This is a genomic window from Desulfogranum marinum, from assembly GCF_016918565.1.
GTDB classification, from domain to species: Bacteria; Desulfobacterota; Desulfobulbia; order Desulfobulbales; family Desulfobulbaceae; genus Desulfogranum; species Desulfogranum marinum.
The window spans coordinates 1-16,880 of record NZ_JAFFQD010000002.1 but is presented as its reverse complement, the minus strand read 5'-3'; the positions used below and the strand labels follow the sequence as shown (position 1 = coordinate 16,880).

Below are 16,880 nucleotides of genomic sequence, written 5' to 3'. Positions count from 1 at the left end.
TTTTTACAGGATAAGGCGATGTCTACATATAAGCTCACATGGATAACCGACCATCTGGCAGTGGGCCACGCCCCTATGTCCTATGATGACTTTGACAGTATCAAAGAACAGGGGATCACTGGTATTGTCAACCTCTGCGGTGAATTCTCCGACCTCCATGAACTTGAAGAGGCCGCTGGTTTTGAGGTTTTCTATCTCCCTATTCCAGATGAAACCGCACCTAAAATGGAACTGATGGAAAAAGGGTTGGAATGGCTGGATGAAGCCGTTTACCTTGGGAAAAAAGTCCTTGTCCACTGTAAGCTAGGCGTTGGTCGTACCGGAACGTTTGTCACTGCCTACATGCTTCGCCGAGGATTCAATCTGAAAAAAGCAGGTAAACTCCTCAAAAAAACGCGGGCCAATCCCACCAACTATTCCCAGTGGTGGCTGCTGAGAAAATTCGGCAAAAAAGAAGGCCAGCTCAAAATGGGAGAGCCCTCTGCCAACAATCGTTCCGGAGCCGATCTCAGCTTTTTTTATGCCCGCTATGAGCAGCTCCTTGAACGAGTTGATGCCCAACTCAGCAACAAATCAAGTGAATGCTGCAGTCAAGACAGCAGTCCATGCCCTCAATCATTTAAGCTTTCACTGATCGAAGCTCTTTACCTTAACCATAAGGTTAATATCGCGCTTTCCTCTGCACGAAGAAACCAAGTTATCCAGAAGGCGGCAGCAAACATCACTGCTAAAGAAAATGCAGATGGAAATATTGTCCGTATCCCTGACAATCCCAATGCTCTTGAGGCAGGCACTAAAAATAGCTGTCCTTTAAGAGAGGGCGACAAATGCCTGCTCCATCAATACCGACCCATTCATTGCCGGACCAACAGCGAGAAAACAGAGCTACAGATGGAGGAAATCAATAAAGAGCTGGCCCTCTTATCCAAAGCGGTGTTTAGCGCCCTTTTTGAAACGGACCCACAGAGTGGGGTAATTCTTCCTGAAGTAAGCAACCAGGAGACAATTTCCGGCAAATTCATTCAACGATATTTTCAGTACCTTGTTTCCCAAAAAAACAGGCAATGACAGAGAATAAAACGGCATTACCAGACAACGATCGTACATTGGTGATGATCGTCGACGACGAACCTGATATGCTCTCCATGTTACGTCTGGTTCTGCAAAAAAAATGCAACTGTGATGTGATCACCGCCTCTTCCGGCAAAATAGCACTATCACTGCTCAATGAAAGCTCTCCGGATGTCATCGTTTCCGATATAAAAATGCCGGATTTGGATGGGCTTGAGTTACTGAAAAAAGTACGCTTGCATGATCCAACCATCTCTGTTGTTATTATGACCGGCTACGGAACCATTGACATGGCTGTCCAGGCCTTGAAGGATGGAGCCTACGATTTTCTGCAAAAACCGTTTGAAAAAGATCACATCGTCAGGATTGTGAGCAACTGTCTTGAGCGCACCTCCCTTCTTCGTACCAATATCCAACTCAAGGAGCGCCTGAAAGACCTCAGCCTTCCTCAAGGCTTCATCGGGCAAAGTCCTGCCCTCAAAGGGGCACTAGACCTTTTGACTCGAGTGGCGGATACAGATGCAACAGTACTTATCAGAGGGGAAAGCGGCACCGGCAAAGAACTGGCTGCCCGCGCCTTGCATGACCTGAGTAGTCGGAAAGAGAAAAAGATGATTACGGTTAACTGCCCCGCCCTGCCTGAAAACGTACTGGAAAGTGAACTTTTCGGTTATTGCAAAGGAGCTTTTACAGGGGCAATGCATGACAAAAAAGGTCTTTTTTTAGAGGCGGAAGGCTCCACCATTGTCCTTGATGAAATTGCAGACATCCCGGTTGCCATCCAGACCAAACTACTGCGAGTACTGCAGGAAAAGGAAATACAACCCCTGGGACAAAACAAGACCATCAAGGTCAATGTGAGAGTAGTCGCCTCTACCAACCAGGATCTGGAAGCAAAAATAAAAGCAGGAGAATTTCGTGAAGATCTCTTTTACCGGCTCAACGTGGTGACCGTAGTTATGCCGAGTTTACGGGAGATGAAAGAGGATATCCCGCTCCTGGTCCATCATTTCCTGTCCCAGTTCAAACACCAGTACGCTAGAGAAAAGTTGTCCTTGCCGACCGAGGTACTTCAGCATCTCTATAAGTTGGAGTGGCAGGGAAATATCAGAGAACTTCGTAATGCTATTAAACGGATAGTACTCCTGGCTGGAGAAGGAGACGTTGTTTTGGATGATCTGTTACCGCTGCTCCCCGACAATGGGAAAAAACAGGCTCCGTCCGGAGGAGAACCGAATCTCCGAGCCTATTATCACACACCCTATAACGATGCAAAAGCTGAGCTGGTCGGTCACTTTTCCATTGGCTACATCTCCAACAAACTCACCGAGCACCAAGGCAATGTCACCAATGCCGCAGCGGCCAGTGGCATGGAGCGCCAAGCTCTGCAACGGCTGATGCGTCGATACCAGATAGTATCGACCCGGTTCAAGCCTTCCACATAACCGCCTGGCTTCATCAAGACCGGTAACAACGGCTTTTTTCCTGAATTTTAACAAGTCAGTGCAGCCTCTGATAGTGAAAATATTGTAACAATTCAGCAGCACTCCAACTCTCCACGATCTGCCCGCCCAGCATACCGATGTATCGAAGTCGGGGCATCTACTAAATCAATCAGCTTGTGAACATTTGGAGCACTGCTGATCAGAAACGATAAATGATACGAGCAAGTTTATGCGCTGTATCGGTAATTGCTTTTGGAGTTCCATTTTTGGCTCGTTTTCGTCGATAATAATTGCAGAGGTAAGCGTTGCTGTGGCTTAAAGACATTGCTGCCACTTTTAATGCCAGAGCTAACCTGTTCTTCCATGGAAGGGTGCATGAGGATAATATTTTTACACCGCTGATTTTGTGCCCCGGACATATATTTAATTAATATATGCCTGCCCCATGTTAAAATATGCTGCGGTAATTTGCTTTCGCCGATAATTGCTCAGTTTTTATGCGAAAAAGCGGTCAATAGTTTCTCGACCTTTACTTTATCCACCCCAAAGAACCTTGGAACGTTTCAGGTCATAAACGATTTGCATATCTTCTTCCCTTGGAGTAGAAAATTTCATCAATTCCGATATGCGTAAGCCCTCGCATCTTTCGCCACTCTATGGACTTACGTTCGGCCGAAATTTCCCGCAAAGCTCCTCGACAACTGGATTGAATGGGCCAAAGAGACGGACTTAAAGCCATTGATAAACTTCGCCAAAGGTGTAGACCGCGATAGAAATGAAATCCTGGCCTGGATTAAGCACCGGGTAACCTCGGCTAAACTCGAAGCATTCAATGCCACAATCAGCAGGATCGTAAAACAAGCATGCGGGTACCGTTATCTCGATTACCTTTACTTGAAAATCAGGCAGGAGGCTTTACCTCCTCCGCAACTATGACAAAAACCAAAAAAAGTTATGTTGCCTACCAAACGATGACTTTTTGAGGACACTCTATTTATAATGGATCGACATCTATATCTCACAGGCCTGCATTTGGATAATGATAAGCAGGCCGAGGGACTGAGTTAAGTTTTCTCTGTGATCAAATCTGTGCACTGACTATTTTAGTGAGCTAAAATCAAATGAGAACGTTACCATCGCGATGAGCTTACCTACAAAAACAAACCCAAAATGGGAAGAAATTGTGACGGGTAAAAGAACCTATACCCTTAAGTTTCTCGGTGCGAAAATACTTCTTGGCCGGTTAATTCGTACCATTGACGCAGACCCATCACCCCATAATATATCAGTAGCTGTTAATGAATTGCATGCCTTGTACTCAAAAAATGTAACAATACAATCAGCTAAAGACGATCTTAGAACTATTTTTGGATAAGGAAAATATGCACCAAGGATTATTTAGCATTGATGAGGCTCGCCAACTTATTCTAGATGGCAAAACGCTTTTAATTGCAGGGGCGGAAGAGTTGCTAGCGCAATTACCACTGGGCGACTGGATAGGAGGTACTAGCCCCTATTTTATTGCCCCTAACCATAATGGCATGATTGCTCATGAGCAACTCTTTATCTCTGATATTTCCAAGATTGCTGATTCCTGCTATATAAAAGCCTACGATAAAAATGAACTGACCTCTATTTATAATGAGGCTGGCGAGGGGGGTTTTAGTGTTATAATTATTCCAGCCACCAGTTCCGTACATGCAAGCTTTGCTTTGGATGCACCGACCTATGATAATTTTGGTAGCCAGCCTTTGATAGGATGGATTGCGGGTGCTCCTATTGACCAGTTAGGAGAAAGACGCCCTAGAGTATTCAATGGCAAGAAGGGGGAATCATACATTGACCACGCAATTATTATGCATGTTAATATTGTAAAAAGTAAAAGCATTGATATAGGTCATATTAATATTTTCAGCCAAGGTGCTGGAGACACGTTAACTTTTCTTGAAGATGGTTTTTCCTTTACCCATGTATTGGTCAATGGAGTGAAGGTTAACTTCACGGATTATATTGTCACAAATGATATAGATATTCGATTACCGCTTATCGCTGATTATTATGGAGCATTAGTTAATATAAGCCTGCAAGATGTAGATGCGAAAAGAGGCGTTCGGTTTTACGCACCAGTATTTACTGGAATTAAGTATAAATGGGCTGCGCCACTTGGTAATTATGGAGAAACATTATCAAACAAGATCAAATCGATTGATTTAGAATCATCTGAAATCGTATTTTCTTGTAACTGTATACTTAATTATTTACACTCTCACCTAGAGGGTAACAAAAATGAACAATTCACAGGACTGATCTCTTATGGCGAAATAGCGTATCAACTCCTAAACCAAACATTGGTCTATCTCATAGTTTCAGACATTTGACATATTGACCTTCTATTTAATTCAAAAAAACCTCATAAAGAAAATTATATATTAATCACAGACTCCTAGGAGGATTTCCGAGAATAGAAAGTACGCTTTTTGCGCCGGAAAATTTTAGTTTAGAAAATCAAATGATGGGATTGAATACAGTTGGAGTTTCTCTCTGCTGAGGTATATTGAGATTAACAAAATCGCAAGAAAGGTTTCCTCATGCCAATTCCATTCAGAAATAGCCCAACAGAATTCAGGTAAAGGCAACTATTCCCGAGCAATGTTTTTACCCTACTTCCAGATGATCATGAGTGCTAGTTGTACCATGATCTTTTCCAGCAACTTGATACCTTGAGTCTGGAAAAACGCTACAGTAAAAGACGCCTGAACGCCTATCATCCCAGATTGATTGTTTCGATTCTAATATATTCGTACAGCAATGGGGTTTTTAGTTCCAGGCAGATATAGCGGCGATGTAATGAAGACCTTTCTTTTATGTATATAGCCGGGATGAACTGTCCGGATTTTCGAGTTTTGAGTGACTTCAGAAAGAATAATACAAAGTTTTTTCATAAGTGCTTCAAACAGAGCGTCTTTCTGGCAATGAAACTGAGACTTGCATCTCTTGACCATGTCGGTTTAGATGGCTCAAAACTTAAAGCTGACACCTCCAAACATAAAGCCATGAGTGATAAAAAAGACGCCTCTTAAGAATGTTTTTGTGCTAATTTTACATCCTTCCTCAATAGCAACCCTGCGCACTCTCTTGTTAGTTAGAGCACGCAAGTTTTTACCTGAAATTCCCTATTCTCGGACAGCCTCTTAGAAGCACATATACACTATTGTCCATAAAACCTTGGGGTTATCATGGAAAAAAATAAACATTTGAGATTTTTTCTAACCCTTGCCGTTGTTTTTCATACAATTATATTCCTTTTTACTAGTTGCAGTTCAAATAAACCTATTAGAATTGGCTTTATTGGAGGAACGACTGGGAGGGTTGCTGACCTTGGTCTTTCAGGGCGAGATGCTGTCCAGATGGCGATTGAAAGTGTCAATACTAATGGAGGTATCCATGGAAGACAAATTCAGCTGATTGTAACGGATGATCAGCAGAACCCGGACAAGGCAAGGCAGGTAGTTGAAGAGTTAATCAAGGAGCAGGTTGACGCTATCATTGGACCAATGACTAGTGATATGGCAATGGTCGTTGCTCCTCTGATAAATGCAGCAAAAATAGTTACTGTTTCTCCCACTGCCAGTACTGCCAAACTTTCCGGACAAGATGATTATTTTTTTAAAATTTCAACAAGCACCCGGCAAAACGGGGCAAAGAGCGGAGCTTACCATGCTCAAGCGGGAAAGATGCACAGGCTTGCAGTTCTGCATGATTTGGGTAACCAGGCATATAGCGAAAGTTGGCTTAAGAATTTTACCCGACCCTTTCTTGAAAGAAAAGGTAATGAAATTGTAGGGGTTATTGGGTTTGATACCCGGCGAGGTATAACCTTTACAAAAGTTGTTAATAAAGCGTTTGCTCTGAATCCAGATGGAATTTTAATTATTGCAAATTCAATGGATTCTGCTCTTATTTGCCAACAAGTACGCAAAATCAATTCTAGGGTACATTTAACACTGGCAGATTGGGGGGCAACAGAGCGACTTCTAGAGCTTGGTGGCAAGGCCGTTGAAGGAGTGACTGTAATCCAAGTATTTGACAGGAAGAGTAAAAAACCTCGTTACCTGGCATTCCGGGAAAAATATATTGAGCGTTTTAAACAGGAGCCAGGTTTTGCTGGTGTGTTGGGATATGATGCCGCAACAGTTGTCATAAACGCATTGCAGTACCAAAAAAAAGGCCAGTCTTTAAAGGATGTACTTCTTGAAACTGAATTTGAAGGCCTTCAGGCGGTAATAAATTTTGATACATTTGGTGATAGAGGGCAGACAACGGCAACTATGGGCATAATTTCTCACCAGAAATTTATGTCTTTAGAGTAAGTAATGGCAAAACATATCTCTCTTCTCCACTACATAGCCAGGCGATTTGCTCTGGTCACTCTATTTCCAGTAATTGTTATTACAGCGATGGTTTGGTTCGCTCTTTCTCCTGTTATTCGAAGTAATATCATTAGTCAGAATCAATCGTTGGCAAGAACTGTTTCAGGCCAGATATCTGCCCACCTCGATGGTGGTGAACGTCAGTTAATTGCTCTCTCAAAAATAATAACTGACAACGGTGGGCTGGAAAGTGACACAATAATCGCCATGCTCGACCATGCCTGCGGCGATGGTGAGCTTTTTGAGACAGTTTATATAACTTCTGATCATGGGGAGCGCATCAGGTATGTTGGTTTGGCGAGTTCAAGGCGTTTTCAACGCGATGACTTTCTGGGGCTAGATATATCTAGTCGTAATTTTTATTCCAGTGACCTTCAAACCGGCCAGTTGATCTGGTCAGATCCTTTCCTTTCAACAGTTAGCGGGTGGCAGGCGGTAGCTGTTGCCGTACCTCTTTCACACAGCGTGCTTGTAGGGGAAATTACCCTGGAACGCCTCTCTGCATTTATCAGTAATCTACCTCTTGAAGCACAATTTCGTACATTTGTATGGGACAGGAAACAGCGTATCCTGGCAGATTCCAAAATGTTGCTTGCTGGTCAGCACCTGACCGGCACGTTAATTTTCTCTTCTGCTGATAAGAGTAAAGACAAGGTGTTGCATTCTTTTAGTGTTGCAGGGCAAAAATTTGTTGGATCCACAACGGGTATAACTAAACTTGGGTGGACTGTGCAGGTCGCGCAGCCTTCTCAGTATGCCTTTCAACCTATTGTAACTACTTTTATCATTATCATTATGGGGCTGATTATCAGCCTTGTGTTCATTACATTTGTTTCTATACAGCAAGGGATAATATTTTCTGAACAAATTGCAAATTACATTGAATATGCACGCTCCATAGCAAGTGGGGAGTACAACATTAAATGGCCATCATTTAGAATCTTGGAGTACCAGGAATTAGCCAACAGTCTGCAGTCAATGGGAGTAACGATTCATGAGCGTGAGCAAAAGCTTATGGAAAGTGAGAATTATATGCGTATTACACTAGATTCCATTGGGGATGCAGTTATTACAACTGATACACAAGGGGGGGTCACCCAACTTAATCCTGCCGCGGCCATGCTTACCGGCTGGGAGGCCACAGAGGCGACTGGCCGTAAACTAACAGACGTGTACCAGGTTTTTGACCTTGATTCAAGGTTACCGGTGGCTGACCCTGTAGAAAAAGTACTGGCACCAGACTCTACTGTTGAGAGGCCTGGAAATGGTATTTTGATCAGTCGTGAGGGGAATGAATATCTGGTCACAGAGAATATATTCCCAATTCTTGATGCTGAAGATAACAGTATTGGTTCGGTGCTTGTTTTTCGTGACGTAACTGAAGCATATACCCAGGAACTGATCATCCGCGACAACGAAAGCAGGCTTAGACAACTGACTGAAAATATACCCGGTGCTGTTATCCAGATACGAACAACAGTTGATCATGTATTCCAGAATGAATTTCTGAGTGCAAAAACGAGTCAAATATTTGGGCTTGATGTAAAAGGTGACAACCTGCTGGATCAATTTTTTCAATGCATTCCTGACGAAGATAAAGAGTGTTACACTCTCTCTATGCAACAGGCTGTTGAGAAAGTTGTTCCATGGCATTATGAGGGCCGTTTTAAAAAACCGGATGGTCAGGAAATTTGGTTTAGTGCAGATGCAAACCCTAGGACTGATGGTGACTCCGTCATCTACTATGGGGTGTTAAGAGATATTACATCCAGAAAGTTGATCGAACAGCAATTGCAAGATAGCGAGGAACGTTTTCGTTTACTTGCAGAATCTTCGCTTACCGGTATTTATCTTATCCAGAATGGTCGGTTTACATATGTAAACAATGCGATGGCAACAATGTTCGGCTACGAAGTGAATGAGGTCGTCGATAACATGCATGTGGAAAAACTGATTTATCAGGAAGATATATCTTTGGTACATAAAAATATACGACAGAGAGTCTCGGAAGAGAAGGAGTCAGCACGTTATCTATTTAGGGGACTGAGAAAGGACGGTCAAATATTTCATGTTGAAGTACACGGTCGTGCCATCGTGTACCAAGGCGCGCGTGGAATAATCGGCACACTGGTAGACGTTACCGATCGAATACACTTTGAACAAGCTTTACAGAAGAGCGAGAAACGTTTCAGGAGCCTATTTAACGGTGCCCCCATGATGTATGTGATAACAGATGACAGTCCTGATCGAAAAATAGTTGATGTGAATGATACTTTCCTAAAACGTCTCGGGTACTCAAAGGAAAGCGTTTTGAATACCCCTTTGACCATATACTATACGGACGACTCGGTTGGACTCATGGCAAAGAGACAGGAAATGGAACAAACTCCTGAAGTTGGCAAAGTACCGGTAGAGAGACAACTTCTGACTATTGATGGGCAACTGGTTTCAGCACTCGTTGATTCAGTCCCTGAGTATGATGAAGAGGGCAATATTACAGGTATGCGGATTATGCTGCTTGATGATACTGAGCGAAGAAAAGCCGAAGAGGAAGTAAATAAATTACGAACCTTTCTTACCAACGTTTATAACTCAATGCCCTCTGTTCTGATAGGTGTGGATACTCATTTGCGGGTGACTCAATGGAACAAACAGGCAGAGCATTATACAGGTGTTGTTTTTTCAGATGCCGCACTTGAGTTACTGTCCGACGTGTACCCCAAAATGGCCGAACATAACAATGATATAAGAAAGGCCATTGCAACAGGACAAACCATTTTAACCTCAAAAATCCCTACTACAAGAGATGGAGTGACCAGGTTTGAAGATATCTCAATCTACCCAATCTTAGGGGGTAAGGAGGGAGCTGTTGTTCGCATTGAAGACGTCACTCAAAGGGTACATATGGAAGAAATGATGATCCAGAGTGAAAAAATGCTTTCTATTGGTGGGCTCGCTGCAGGAATGGCACATGAAATAAACAATCCACTTGCAGGTCTTATGCATAACTCTCAAATATTGGAAAACAGACTCTTCGGTGACCTACCGGCAAATATTAAGGCAGCCCAGGCTGTTGGCCTTGATATAACAGTTCTCCATGACTACATGCAAAAGAGAAAGCTGCCTAAGCTGCTCGGGCATATGCAGGATTCCGGTGCCCGAATTGCAGCTATTGTCAACAATATGCTCAGTTTTTCTCGAAAGAGTGAAAATGTTCGCTCAACCCATGAATTATGCAGCCTGCTTGACCAAAGCGTCGAACTGGCCCAAACAGACTATGACATGAAAAAGGGGTATGATTTCAAATCTGTTGAGGTGGTAAGAGAATATAAACAAAAAATATCTGTTGCTTGCGAAGAAAGTAAACTCCAGCAGGTTTTTCTTAATATATTGAAGAATGGGGCTGAAGCTATGGCTGATTCTCCAGGTGATGCACCCCCAAAATTTACTCTAAGGGTTATAGAGGAAGGAGGTTGGGCAAAAATTGAAATAGAAGACAATGGGCCCGGCATGGATAAGATAACCCGAAAGCGAATATTTGAACCGTTTTTTACTACTAAAGAAGTAGGAAAGGGAACAGGCCTGGGATTGTCCGTTTCTTACTATATTATTACAGAAGATCATGGAGGGAAAATGCAGGTACAGTCAACATCTGGTCATGGTTCTACATTTATCATTCATCTTCCTAAAGCTTAAGCACTAAGCACCGGAAGAAATATTACAGGCCCTGTTATTGATATGAGTGACCCGCGTATTTTGATAATTGATGATGAGCGAGCGATTCTAGAGTCGTTTGAAGAATACCTTGAAGACTATGGCTACGATATTCTCACAGCCTCAAGTGGTCGCGAAGGTATGGAAATCTTCAAAGAAGAGAAGCCCGATTTGATCCTTGTTGATCTTCGTATGCCTGAAGTAGATGGTCTTGAAGTCTTGAAAAAGGTAAGCGCCTCGTCTCCATTGACCCCTCTTATAGTAGTATCGGGGACAGGTAATGTGGGTGATGCCGCCCAAGCGTTACAAAATGGCGCATGGGATTATTTGTTAAAACCTGTGGAGAACTTGTCTTTTTTAAGGCATGCAGTGGAAAAAGGGCTTGAAAAATCACGGCTCAAGAAAGAGAACCTTCAATATAAAGACTACCTGGAAAAGCTTGTTTCAGAACGGACACTTGAACTAAAGCATGCTAATAGCCATCTTGAGGAGGTTAATCAGCGCTTACGCAACATCGTGGACACCATCAAAGCCCTCTCTTTTTGTAAGGATATGCAAGAATTTGGTGTCTTGCTCCTCAAGGAGTTTAGCCAGCATATGAAGGCTGAAGGGGGATCTATTTACTTGAAGAAAATAAATGGATTACACTTGCTCCATTCTATTGAGGGAAATCACGCGACAACTTTTATTCCATTTCCTTTACCTGAAAACTCAGTTTTTGACCGGGCTGTAAAGGCGAAAAAACCTGTGCTGCAGAATAATCTAGGTGCAGGTGATCCGGTTACCCAAAGCGGGTGGGAAGGGTATAAAAATACCAGTGTATTGGCCTTCCCTATACAAGATGAAACAGGAGACCTAGCGGCACTCATCACTTTTCATGATAGGGTATCGCCTCCTTTTAAAGAACAGGATATTGAAATTGGTAATATTTTAGCTTCTTACATCGGGGAGGCATTACATGCTGTTAAAAGTAATGAGCAGTTAGCAGATAGTGAAATGCGTTTACGCCAAATTCTGGATTTTCTTCCGGTAGGGATTTTTATCATTGATGCGGAGACTGATACTGTAAAGTACAGCAACCCTCATGCGGCATCTATTCTTGATAAAAAAACTGATGATATTGTAGAAAAAAAGTATAGAGATGTACTCCATTTACAAAGACTGCAACGGCAGGAACAATATCAGCTAGATAAAGGGGAGCAGTTGCTTCTGCATGTAAATGATAAAGAAATCATTGTGTTGCGGCAAGTAGCTCTTGCTGTGATTGAGGGACGTGAATCATACATTGAGTGCGTTTTAGACATTACAGATCAGATTAAAACTAAAGAGGAGAAAGAAGCCTTACATAAGCAGCTGTTGCATGCTGACAAAATGAATGCTCTTGGGACTCTTGCTGGTGGGATAGCGCATGATTTTAACAATATATTAAGTGCAGTAATTGGGTATTCAGACTTGTGTTTGCTTGAAGTGAAAACTCAGGAAGGGTCAATTTACAAGAAACTACAGGCGATAGTAGGAGCAGCAAACAGGGCAAGAGAGCTTGTTGAGCAAATCAGAGCGTTTAGCCGTATACAACAGCAATTAATGATTCCTTTAAACATTGATCCTGTTATTCGTGAGGTCGTAAAATTTCTTTCTTCTTCATTACCGGCAAACATTAAAATTGAGACATATCTTAATAGCAATAAACCTGTACTTGGTGATCCAACCCAAATTCATCAGATAATAATGAACCTGTGCACCAACGCTTATCAGGCTATGGAAGAGACCGGTGGCACCTTATCGATAGAACTGGCAGAAATAACAATAAATGAGCAGCAACTAATTGCCGCGCCGCATCTTCAACCGGGTTCCTATTTAGAGCTTACAATCACTGATACAGGGACGGGTATATCCCATGACATTCTCGACAAGATTTTTGATCCCTACTTTTCAACAAAAGGGAACATACTAGGCACAGGGTTGGGGCTTGCGATTGTCAATCGCATTATCAATCAACACAATGGGACGGTATCAGTTCAAAGTAAAATAGGCAAGGGTACAACTTTCCATATTTACTTACCTGTTACCAATGCAGAAGTGGGTGAGGAGGAACATCAAGGCCGCACGCTTAGTAAGGGTACTGAGCATGTGCTGTTTATTGATGATGAAGAAACCCTTTTGCAGATTGCGGCAGAAATGCTTCAGCATTTGGGCTATAGTGTCACAACAGAAAGTAACAGTGTGGATGCTGTAGAATGGTTTAGAAAAGATCCTGACCAATTTGATGTTATTTTTACAGACTATGATATGCCTGATTTAAATGGCATGCAGTTGGCCCGAGAGTTACATATTGTTCGTCCAGATATACCGATAATACTTTGTACCGGTTACTCTGATCAAATTGATCAATCAAGAGCGAAAGCCGTAGGGATAAGAAAAATTGTACGAAAGCCTTTTTCAATGAGTGAGCTGGCAGAGGGCGTCAGAGAAGCTCTAGACACATGACTTTTCATTTTGAGAAGAGGCGTTTTTTTATAATCTTCAATACACTTACTATTATCAGGTGGTAGGATTTTCGTGGTTTTTTATCTTGTATGGCAAGCAGTTCTTGTTACTATCATTGAGAAACGGTTTTGGAGTTATAAGGCTTAGGATATGCCAAAAAATATTTTAATTATTGATGACGATAAGACCCTCTGCTTAATGATAGCCAGTTTGTTGGACACATCAGGGTATGATACGCAAAGTGCATCCTGTTTAAACGAAGGGTACGAAATAGCTTTAACTAGCAATTTTGATATTGTTATGCTTGATGTACAACTACCTGATGGGAATGGCTTGGAATCCATTCCTCGTTTCTCAACACTCCCGTCACGGCCAGAAATCATTATTATGACGGCAGCCGCCGACTCCGATGGCGCTCAAAAAGCTATCGAATCGGGAGCCTGGGACTACCTGGAAAAAACCAACATCATCAAGGAACTCATGTTGCCGGTTACCAGGGCCTTGCAGTATAGGGAAGAGAAAAATAAAATTGCGGCAGCCCCAGTTATTCTCAAGCGAAAGAATATCATAGGTGACAGTAGCGCTATAACTCAAAGCCTGGAGCAAGTAGCTTACTCGGCCGCCAGTGATGCCGCTGTTTTAATTACCGGCGAAACCGGAACAGGTAAAGAGGTCTTTGCCCATGCAATCCATAACAACTCAAAAAGAGCAAAAAACAATTTTATTGTTGTCGATTGTGCTGCACTACCGTCAACATTAATAGAAAGTAATCTTTTTGGTCATTCTAAGGGAGCATTTACAGGGGCTGATCAAAATAGCAGCGGACTTATACTTCACGCTGATAGCGGTACACTTTTTCTGGATGAAATTGGTGAACTCCCTTTGGAGACCCAGAAAAAGTTCCTCAGAGTCCTCCAGGAACAGCGCTATCGGCCTGTTGGCAGTACAAAAGAAGTTACTTCTGATTTTCGTGTAATTGCTGCTACAAATCGCAATCTAGAGGAAATGGTAGCAAAAGGTAAATTCAGGGAAGATTTACTGTTCCGTTTAAGATCCTTCCATATTGAGCTCCCCCCACTTCGCTTTCGGGAGGGAGATATCCCGGAGTTAACTCATTTTATTTTAGATAAGCTGTGGCAACGACAGTACCAGGATCCCAAAGCTATAAGCCGGGAATTTATTGAGTACCTTGAGCTGTATGATTGGCCGGGTAATGTGCGTGAGTTGCAGCAAACCCTTGAAGAGGTTGTCGCTCGTTCGCAAGGTCATCAAACATTATTTGGCTTTCATTTGCCTGGCAGAATTCGAATTAAGGCGACGCAGGCAAACCTAAGCAATAAGGAAAAAGCGACTCCTGTAAAAGGTAAAATAGGGCCTAAAAGCAAGCCCTTAAAATGGAAACAGTATAAGGAAGATATGGAGTCGCAATATCTTAAACAACTTATGGCCTATTGTGAAGGTGATGTGAAGCTGGCTTGCGAAGAGTCCGGGATATCCCGTGCAAGGCTCTATGAACTTTTAAAAAAATAAACTTTCGTCTGGAAAAGCAGATTTATCTGGTTTCCCAGAATATATTCTTTTTACCTCTGTTTTAGATCGCAGATGCGCAATAGAGCGTATTTTCGATATCCCAACATTCTTTTTTTTTCAAACTCTTTCTCGAAAAACAAGGCTTTCAACTTCTAATAGTAAAAGCTATGAGTTGCGGCTCTTCCCCTAACACACTGTATTTAACAGTTTTCTCATGCTAGCTACAGTGTTTTTCTAGGTTTGGCACATATTCTGTAAGAGTTCTTTTGATTTAATTTATTCAATTAGGACAGAACTATGAACCTGTTTTTTTACAGTTTAACCGATAGTGCGCAACGATCTCGGCTTCTTAGTAAGTTCGAGCTTATTCTCCCCCAACACCCGATTACAGACTTAGGTGTTGGCAGGGGCGTTGTTTCGCCACTATCTTGTACCATCCGTAGTGGAGATGTGATCATTGTGTATGTGGCTGAGCTCTACGAACTTGAGATTTTAGTGGGAGCACGGGAAAAGCTAGAAAGCTTCAGGAAAATCCTACTATTGGAAAGCGAAGAGCTAGATCGTTATTGGTTCTCTCTTTGCCGGCAGTTATATCCCCGCTATATAGCTCATGGGTATTGCGCTGTGGAGGAGACAGCAATTGTAGCATCCAAAATGATGAAGAATTGCCAGCCTTATATGGCAACTCCCGTCCAATATGCTCATGATCAGGCTGAAGGTGAGCAGAAAGGTTAAGCGGCAGGTGCAATTGGATGGGAGGCTGGTCATTTTCAATGCCTGTATTTTATTCCCCTTAGATCAACTGGATATTAAGGGGTCTATACAGCAATAGGAGTATTGGTATTCCGTGAAAGAATTTTCTAAATCTATCCTTCCTTTCCATTCTGGCGTTATTGTTCTTATATGTTGCATTGCATATTCTTCGGCTTGGGGGTTTGAGCGAAAAAGAAAGTTACTGGTTTTACATTCATATCACCAGGGTCTACAGTGGACTGATAATGTCTCGGAAGGTATCCAATCTGTATTCAAACAGCTCCAGGGTTCGTATGAAGTTCATTTTGAGTATTTGGATGCGAAGAGAAGCTCGGCAAGCCGTTATCAAAAGAGATTACTTGAATACATTGAAGAGCCAAATCATTTCCACTATTTTGATGTTATAATTGTATCCGACAACATGGGCCTGGAGTTTGTTGCCAGCAATTACCCTGCTTTATTCGAAGATATTCCAATCGTATTTTGTGGCATCAACGGCTACAGACCCCAGATGGTCGATTTTACACCTAAGATTACGGGAGTAATTGAAACTACCGATTACCGTGCCACAATAAAATTGATGCTGGAACTCCACCCGGAGAAAAAGAAAATTCTGGTCATTCTTGACCGAACACCGACAGGAAACTTAATTGCTCAAGAAATCAAAAGAGTTGAAAAACAATTTGATCATATTTCTTTTGAGTACTATCGAGACTTCGTGCTTCAAAATGTACCTACTAAACTGCAATCATTGGACGATGATTACTTGATATATCAGTTGACATTTAATCGAGATAAGAATGGTGCTTTTATCTCATACTCTGAAGGGATAGAGGTGGTCAGTAGGTATTCGCAAGTCCCTGTATATGGATCATGGGATTTCTATCTTGGTAAAGGAATAGTAGGGGGTGTTATTACATCAGGATATTGCCAGGGCCAAACTGCGGCGGCCTTAGCTTTGCGGATTTTGCAAGGTGAGCCCGTCGAAAGTATTAGCATCATCGACAATGCTCCTACCAAGGTCATGTTTGATCATACCTATCTCACTCACTATGGCGTGAGCCCATCTCGCCTACCAAAGGATTCTGTTATAAGGGAATCTCGAATAAATGGTTTATTCCCCAGCGTCTTTAATTATGCGATAAATATGGAAATCAGGGTCAATTCAACATTTAAATTTTCGTGTTTTTGGGGTTGCAGCGAACAACTCAATCGCCCCGAAACCCATTTCCCTGCTATGTTACAAGCAATGTGCCCAGCCGATCCATATTGTACGCAAGGTTTCTCATCCCAATCTTCACCGTCGCCCTTGCCAGGCCGACTGTTCTTACAAGCAAATTTCCTGCCTTCTGGGTTTGCGCACCGAAAACATGCTCAACCCTTACACGAACCTTCGATTTGGTCCTGTTACTCTTCTGTTCCCGAGCTGTCAGCTTTCGGTTCCGAGTGC

11 protein-coding genes and 2 pseudogenes are annotated in these 16,880 nt (G+C 42.5%); 12 read left to right on the top strand and 1 reads right to left on the bottom strand.

From position 1 onward, the window contains the following. Nucleotides 1-18 precede the first annotated feature (18 nt). The 12 genes and pseudogenes from JWH17_RS01865 to JWH17_RS23590 all read left to right on the top strand — a co-directional run. On the top strand, nt 19-1,068 hold the full coding sequence (locus JWH17_RS01865; RefSeq protein ID WP_205220863.1) for a protein-tyrosine phosphatase family protein: 1,050 nt from the start codon (nt 19-21) through the stop codon (nt 1,066-1,068). Continuing rightward, a complete protein-coding gene (locus JWH17_RS01860; protein ID WP_205220862.1) occupies nt 1,065-2,516 on the top strand; it encodes a sigma-54-dependent transcriptional regulator in 1,452 nt (483 codons plus the stop codon). Before JWH17_RS01865 ends, JWH17_RS01860 begins: the two co-directional genes overlap by 4 nt. A 657-nt stretch (nt 2,517-3,173) precedes the next feature. Then, nucleotides 3,174-3,452 (top strand): annotated as a pseudogene (locus JWH17_RS24520) (transposase); the annotation flags it as partial. Nucleotides 3,453-3,657: 205 nt separating this feature from the next. Next, nucleotides 3,658-3,891, top strand: coding sequence for a hypothetical protein (locus JWH17_RS01850; protein ID WP_232370833.1), 234 nt, complete (start codon nt 3,658-3,660; stop codon nt 3,889-3,891). Beyond that, nucleotides 3,884-4,894: a DUF6976 family protein gene (locus JWH17_RS01845; protein WP_232370832.1), complete on the top strand. Its 1,011-nt coding sequence runs from the start codon at nt 3,884-3,886 to the stop codon at nt 4,892-4,894. The genes JWH17_RS01850 and JWH17_RS01845 overlap by 8 nt, the downstream gene beginning before the upstream one ends. Nucleotides 4,895-5,203: 309 nt before the next feature. Continuing rightward, nucleotides 5,204-5,353, top strand: coding sequence for a transposase (locus JWH17_RS24985; protein WP_499776902.1), 150 nt, complete (start codon nt 5,204-5,206; stop codon nt 5,351-5,353). A 399-nt stretch (nt 5,354-5,752) separates the two neighbouring features. Beyond that, nucleotides 5,753-6,886 carry an ABC transporter substrate-binding protein gene (locus JWH17_RS01835; RefSeq protein WP_205220860.1) on the top strand — a complete coding sequence of 378 codons (1,134 nt, stop codon included), beginning with the start codon at nt 5,753-5,755 and terminating at the stop codon, nt 6,884-6,886. A 3-nt stretch (nt 6,887-6,889) separates the two neighbouring features. Beyond that, on the top strand, nt 6,890-10,642 hold the full coding sequence (locus JWH17_RS01830; RefSeq protein ID WP_205220859.1) for a PAS domain S-box protein: 3,753 nt from the start codon (nt 6,890-6,892) through the stop codon (nt 10,640-10,642). A gap of 42 nt (nt 10,643-10,684) precedes the next feature. Then, nucleotides 10,685-13,147, top strand: coding sequence for a response regulator (locus JWH17_RS01825; RefSeq protein WP_205220858.1), 2,463 nt, complete (start codon nt 10,685-10,687; stop codon nt 13,145-13,147). Between the two features lie 150 nt (nt 13,148-13,297). Then, on the top strand, nt 13,298-14,677 hold the full coding sequence (locus JWH17_RS01820) for a sigma-54-dependent transcriptional regulator (protein WP_205220857.1): 1,380 nt from the start codon (nt 13,298-13,300) through the stop codon (nt 14,675-14,677). A gap of 297 nt (nt 14,678-14,974) precedes the next feature. Then, complete coding sequence (locus tag JWH17_RS01815) at nt 14,975-15,412, top strand: hypothetical protein (RefSeq protein WP_205220856.1); 438 nt, start codon at nt 14,975-14,977, stop codon at nt 15,410-15,412. 439 nt (nt 15,413-15,851) lie between these two features. Further along, a pseudogene (locus JWH17_RS23590) lies at nt 15,852-16,478 on the top strand (ABC transporter substrate-binding protein); the annotation flags it as partial. Nucleotides 16,479-16,665: 187 nt separating this feature from the next. Here the strand turns inward: JWH17_RS23590 and JWH17_RS23585 are convergent. Beyond that, on the bottom strand, nt 16,666-16,880 hold a 215-nt coding region (locus JWH17_RS23585), incomplete at its 5' end, for a transposase (protein WP_205223768.1).

Excerpts from the sequence above, each read along its gene's own strand:
- JWH17_RS01865 (WP_205220863.1), top strand. The coding sequence starts at position 19 with ATGTCTACATATAAGCTCACATGGATAACCGACCATCTGGCAGTGGGC.
- JWH17_RS01860 (WP_205220862.1), top strand. The coding sequence starts at position 1,065 with ATGACAGAGAATAAAACGGCATTACCAGACAACGATCGTACATTGGTG.
- JWH17_RS01850 (WP_232370833.1), top strand. The coding sequence starts at position 3,658 with ATGAGCTTACCTACAAAAACAAACCCAAAATGGGAAGAAATTGTGACG.
- JWH17_RS01835 (WP_205220860.1), top strand. The coding sequence starts at position 5,753 with ATGGAAAAAAATAAACATTTGAGATTTTTTCTAACCCTTGCCGTTGTT.
- JWH17_RS01830 (WP_205220859.1), top strand. The coding sequence starts at position 6,890 with ATGGCAAAACATATCTCTCTTCTCCACTACATAGCCAGGCGATTTGCT.
- JWH17_RS01825 (WP_205220858.1), top strand. The coding sequence starts at position 10,685 with ATGAGTGACCCGCGTATTTTGATAATTGATGATGAGCGAGCGATTCTA.
- JWH17_RS01820 (WP_205220857.1), top strand. The coding sequence starts at position 13,298 with ATGCCAAAAAATATTTTAATTATTGATGACGATAAGACCCTCTGCTTA.
- JWH17_RS01815 (WP_205220856.1), top strand. The coding sequence starts at position 14,975 with ATGAACCTGTTTTTTTACAGTTTAACCGATAGTGCGCAACGATCTCGG.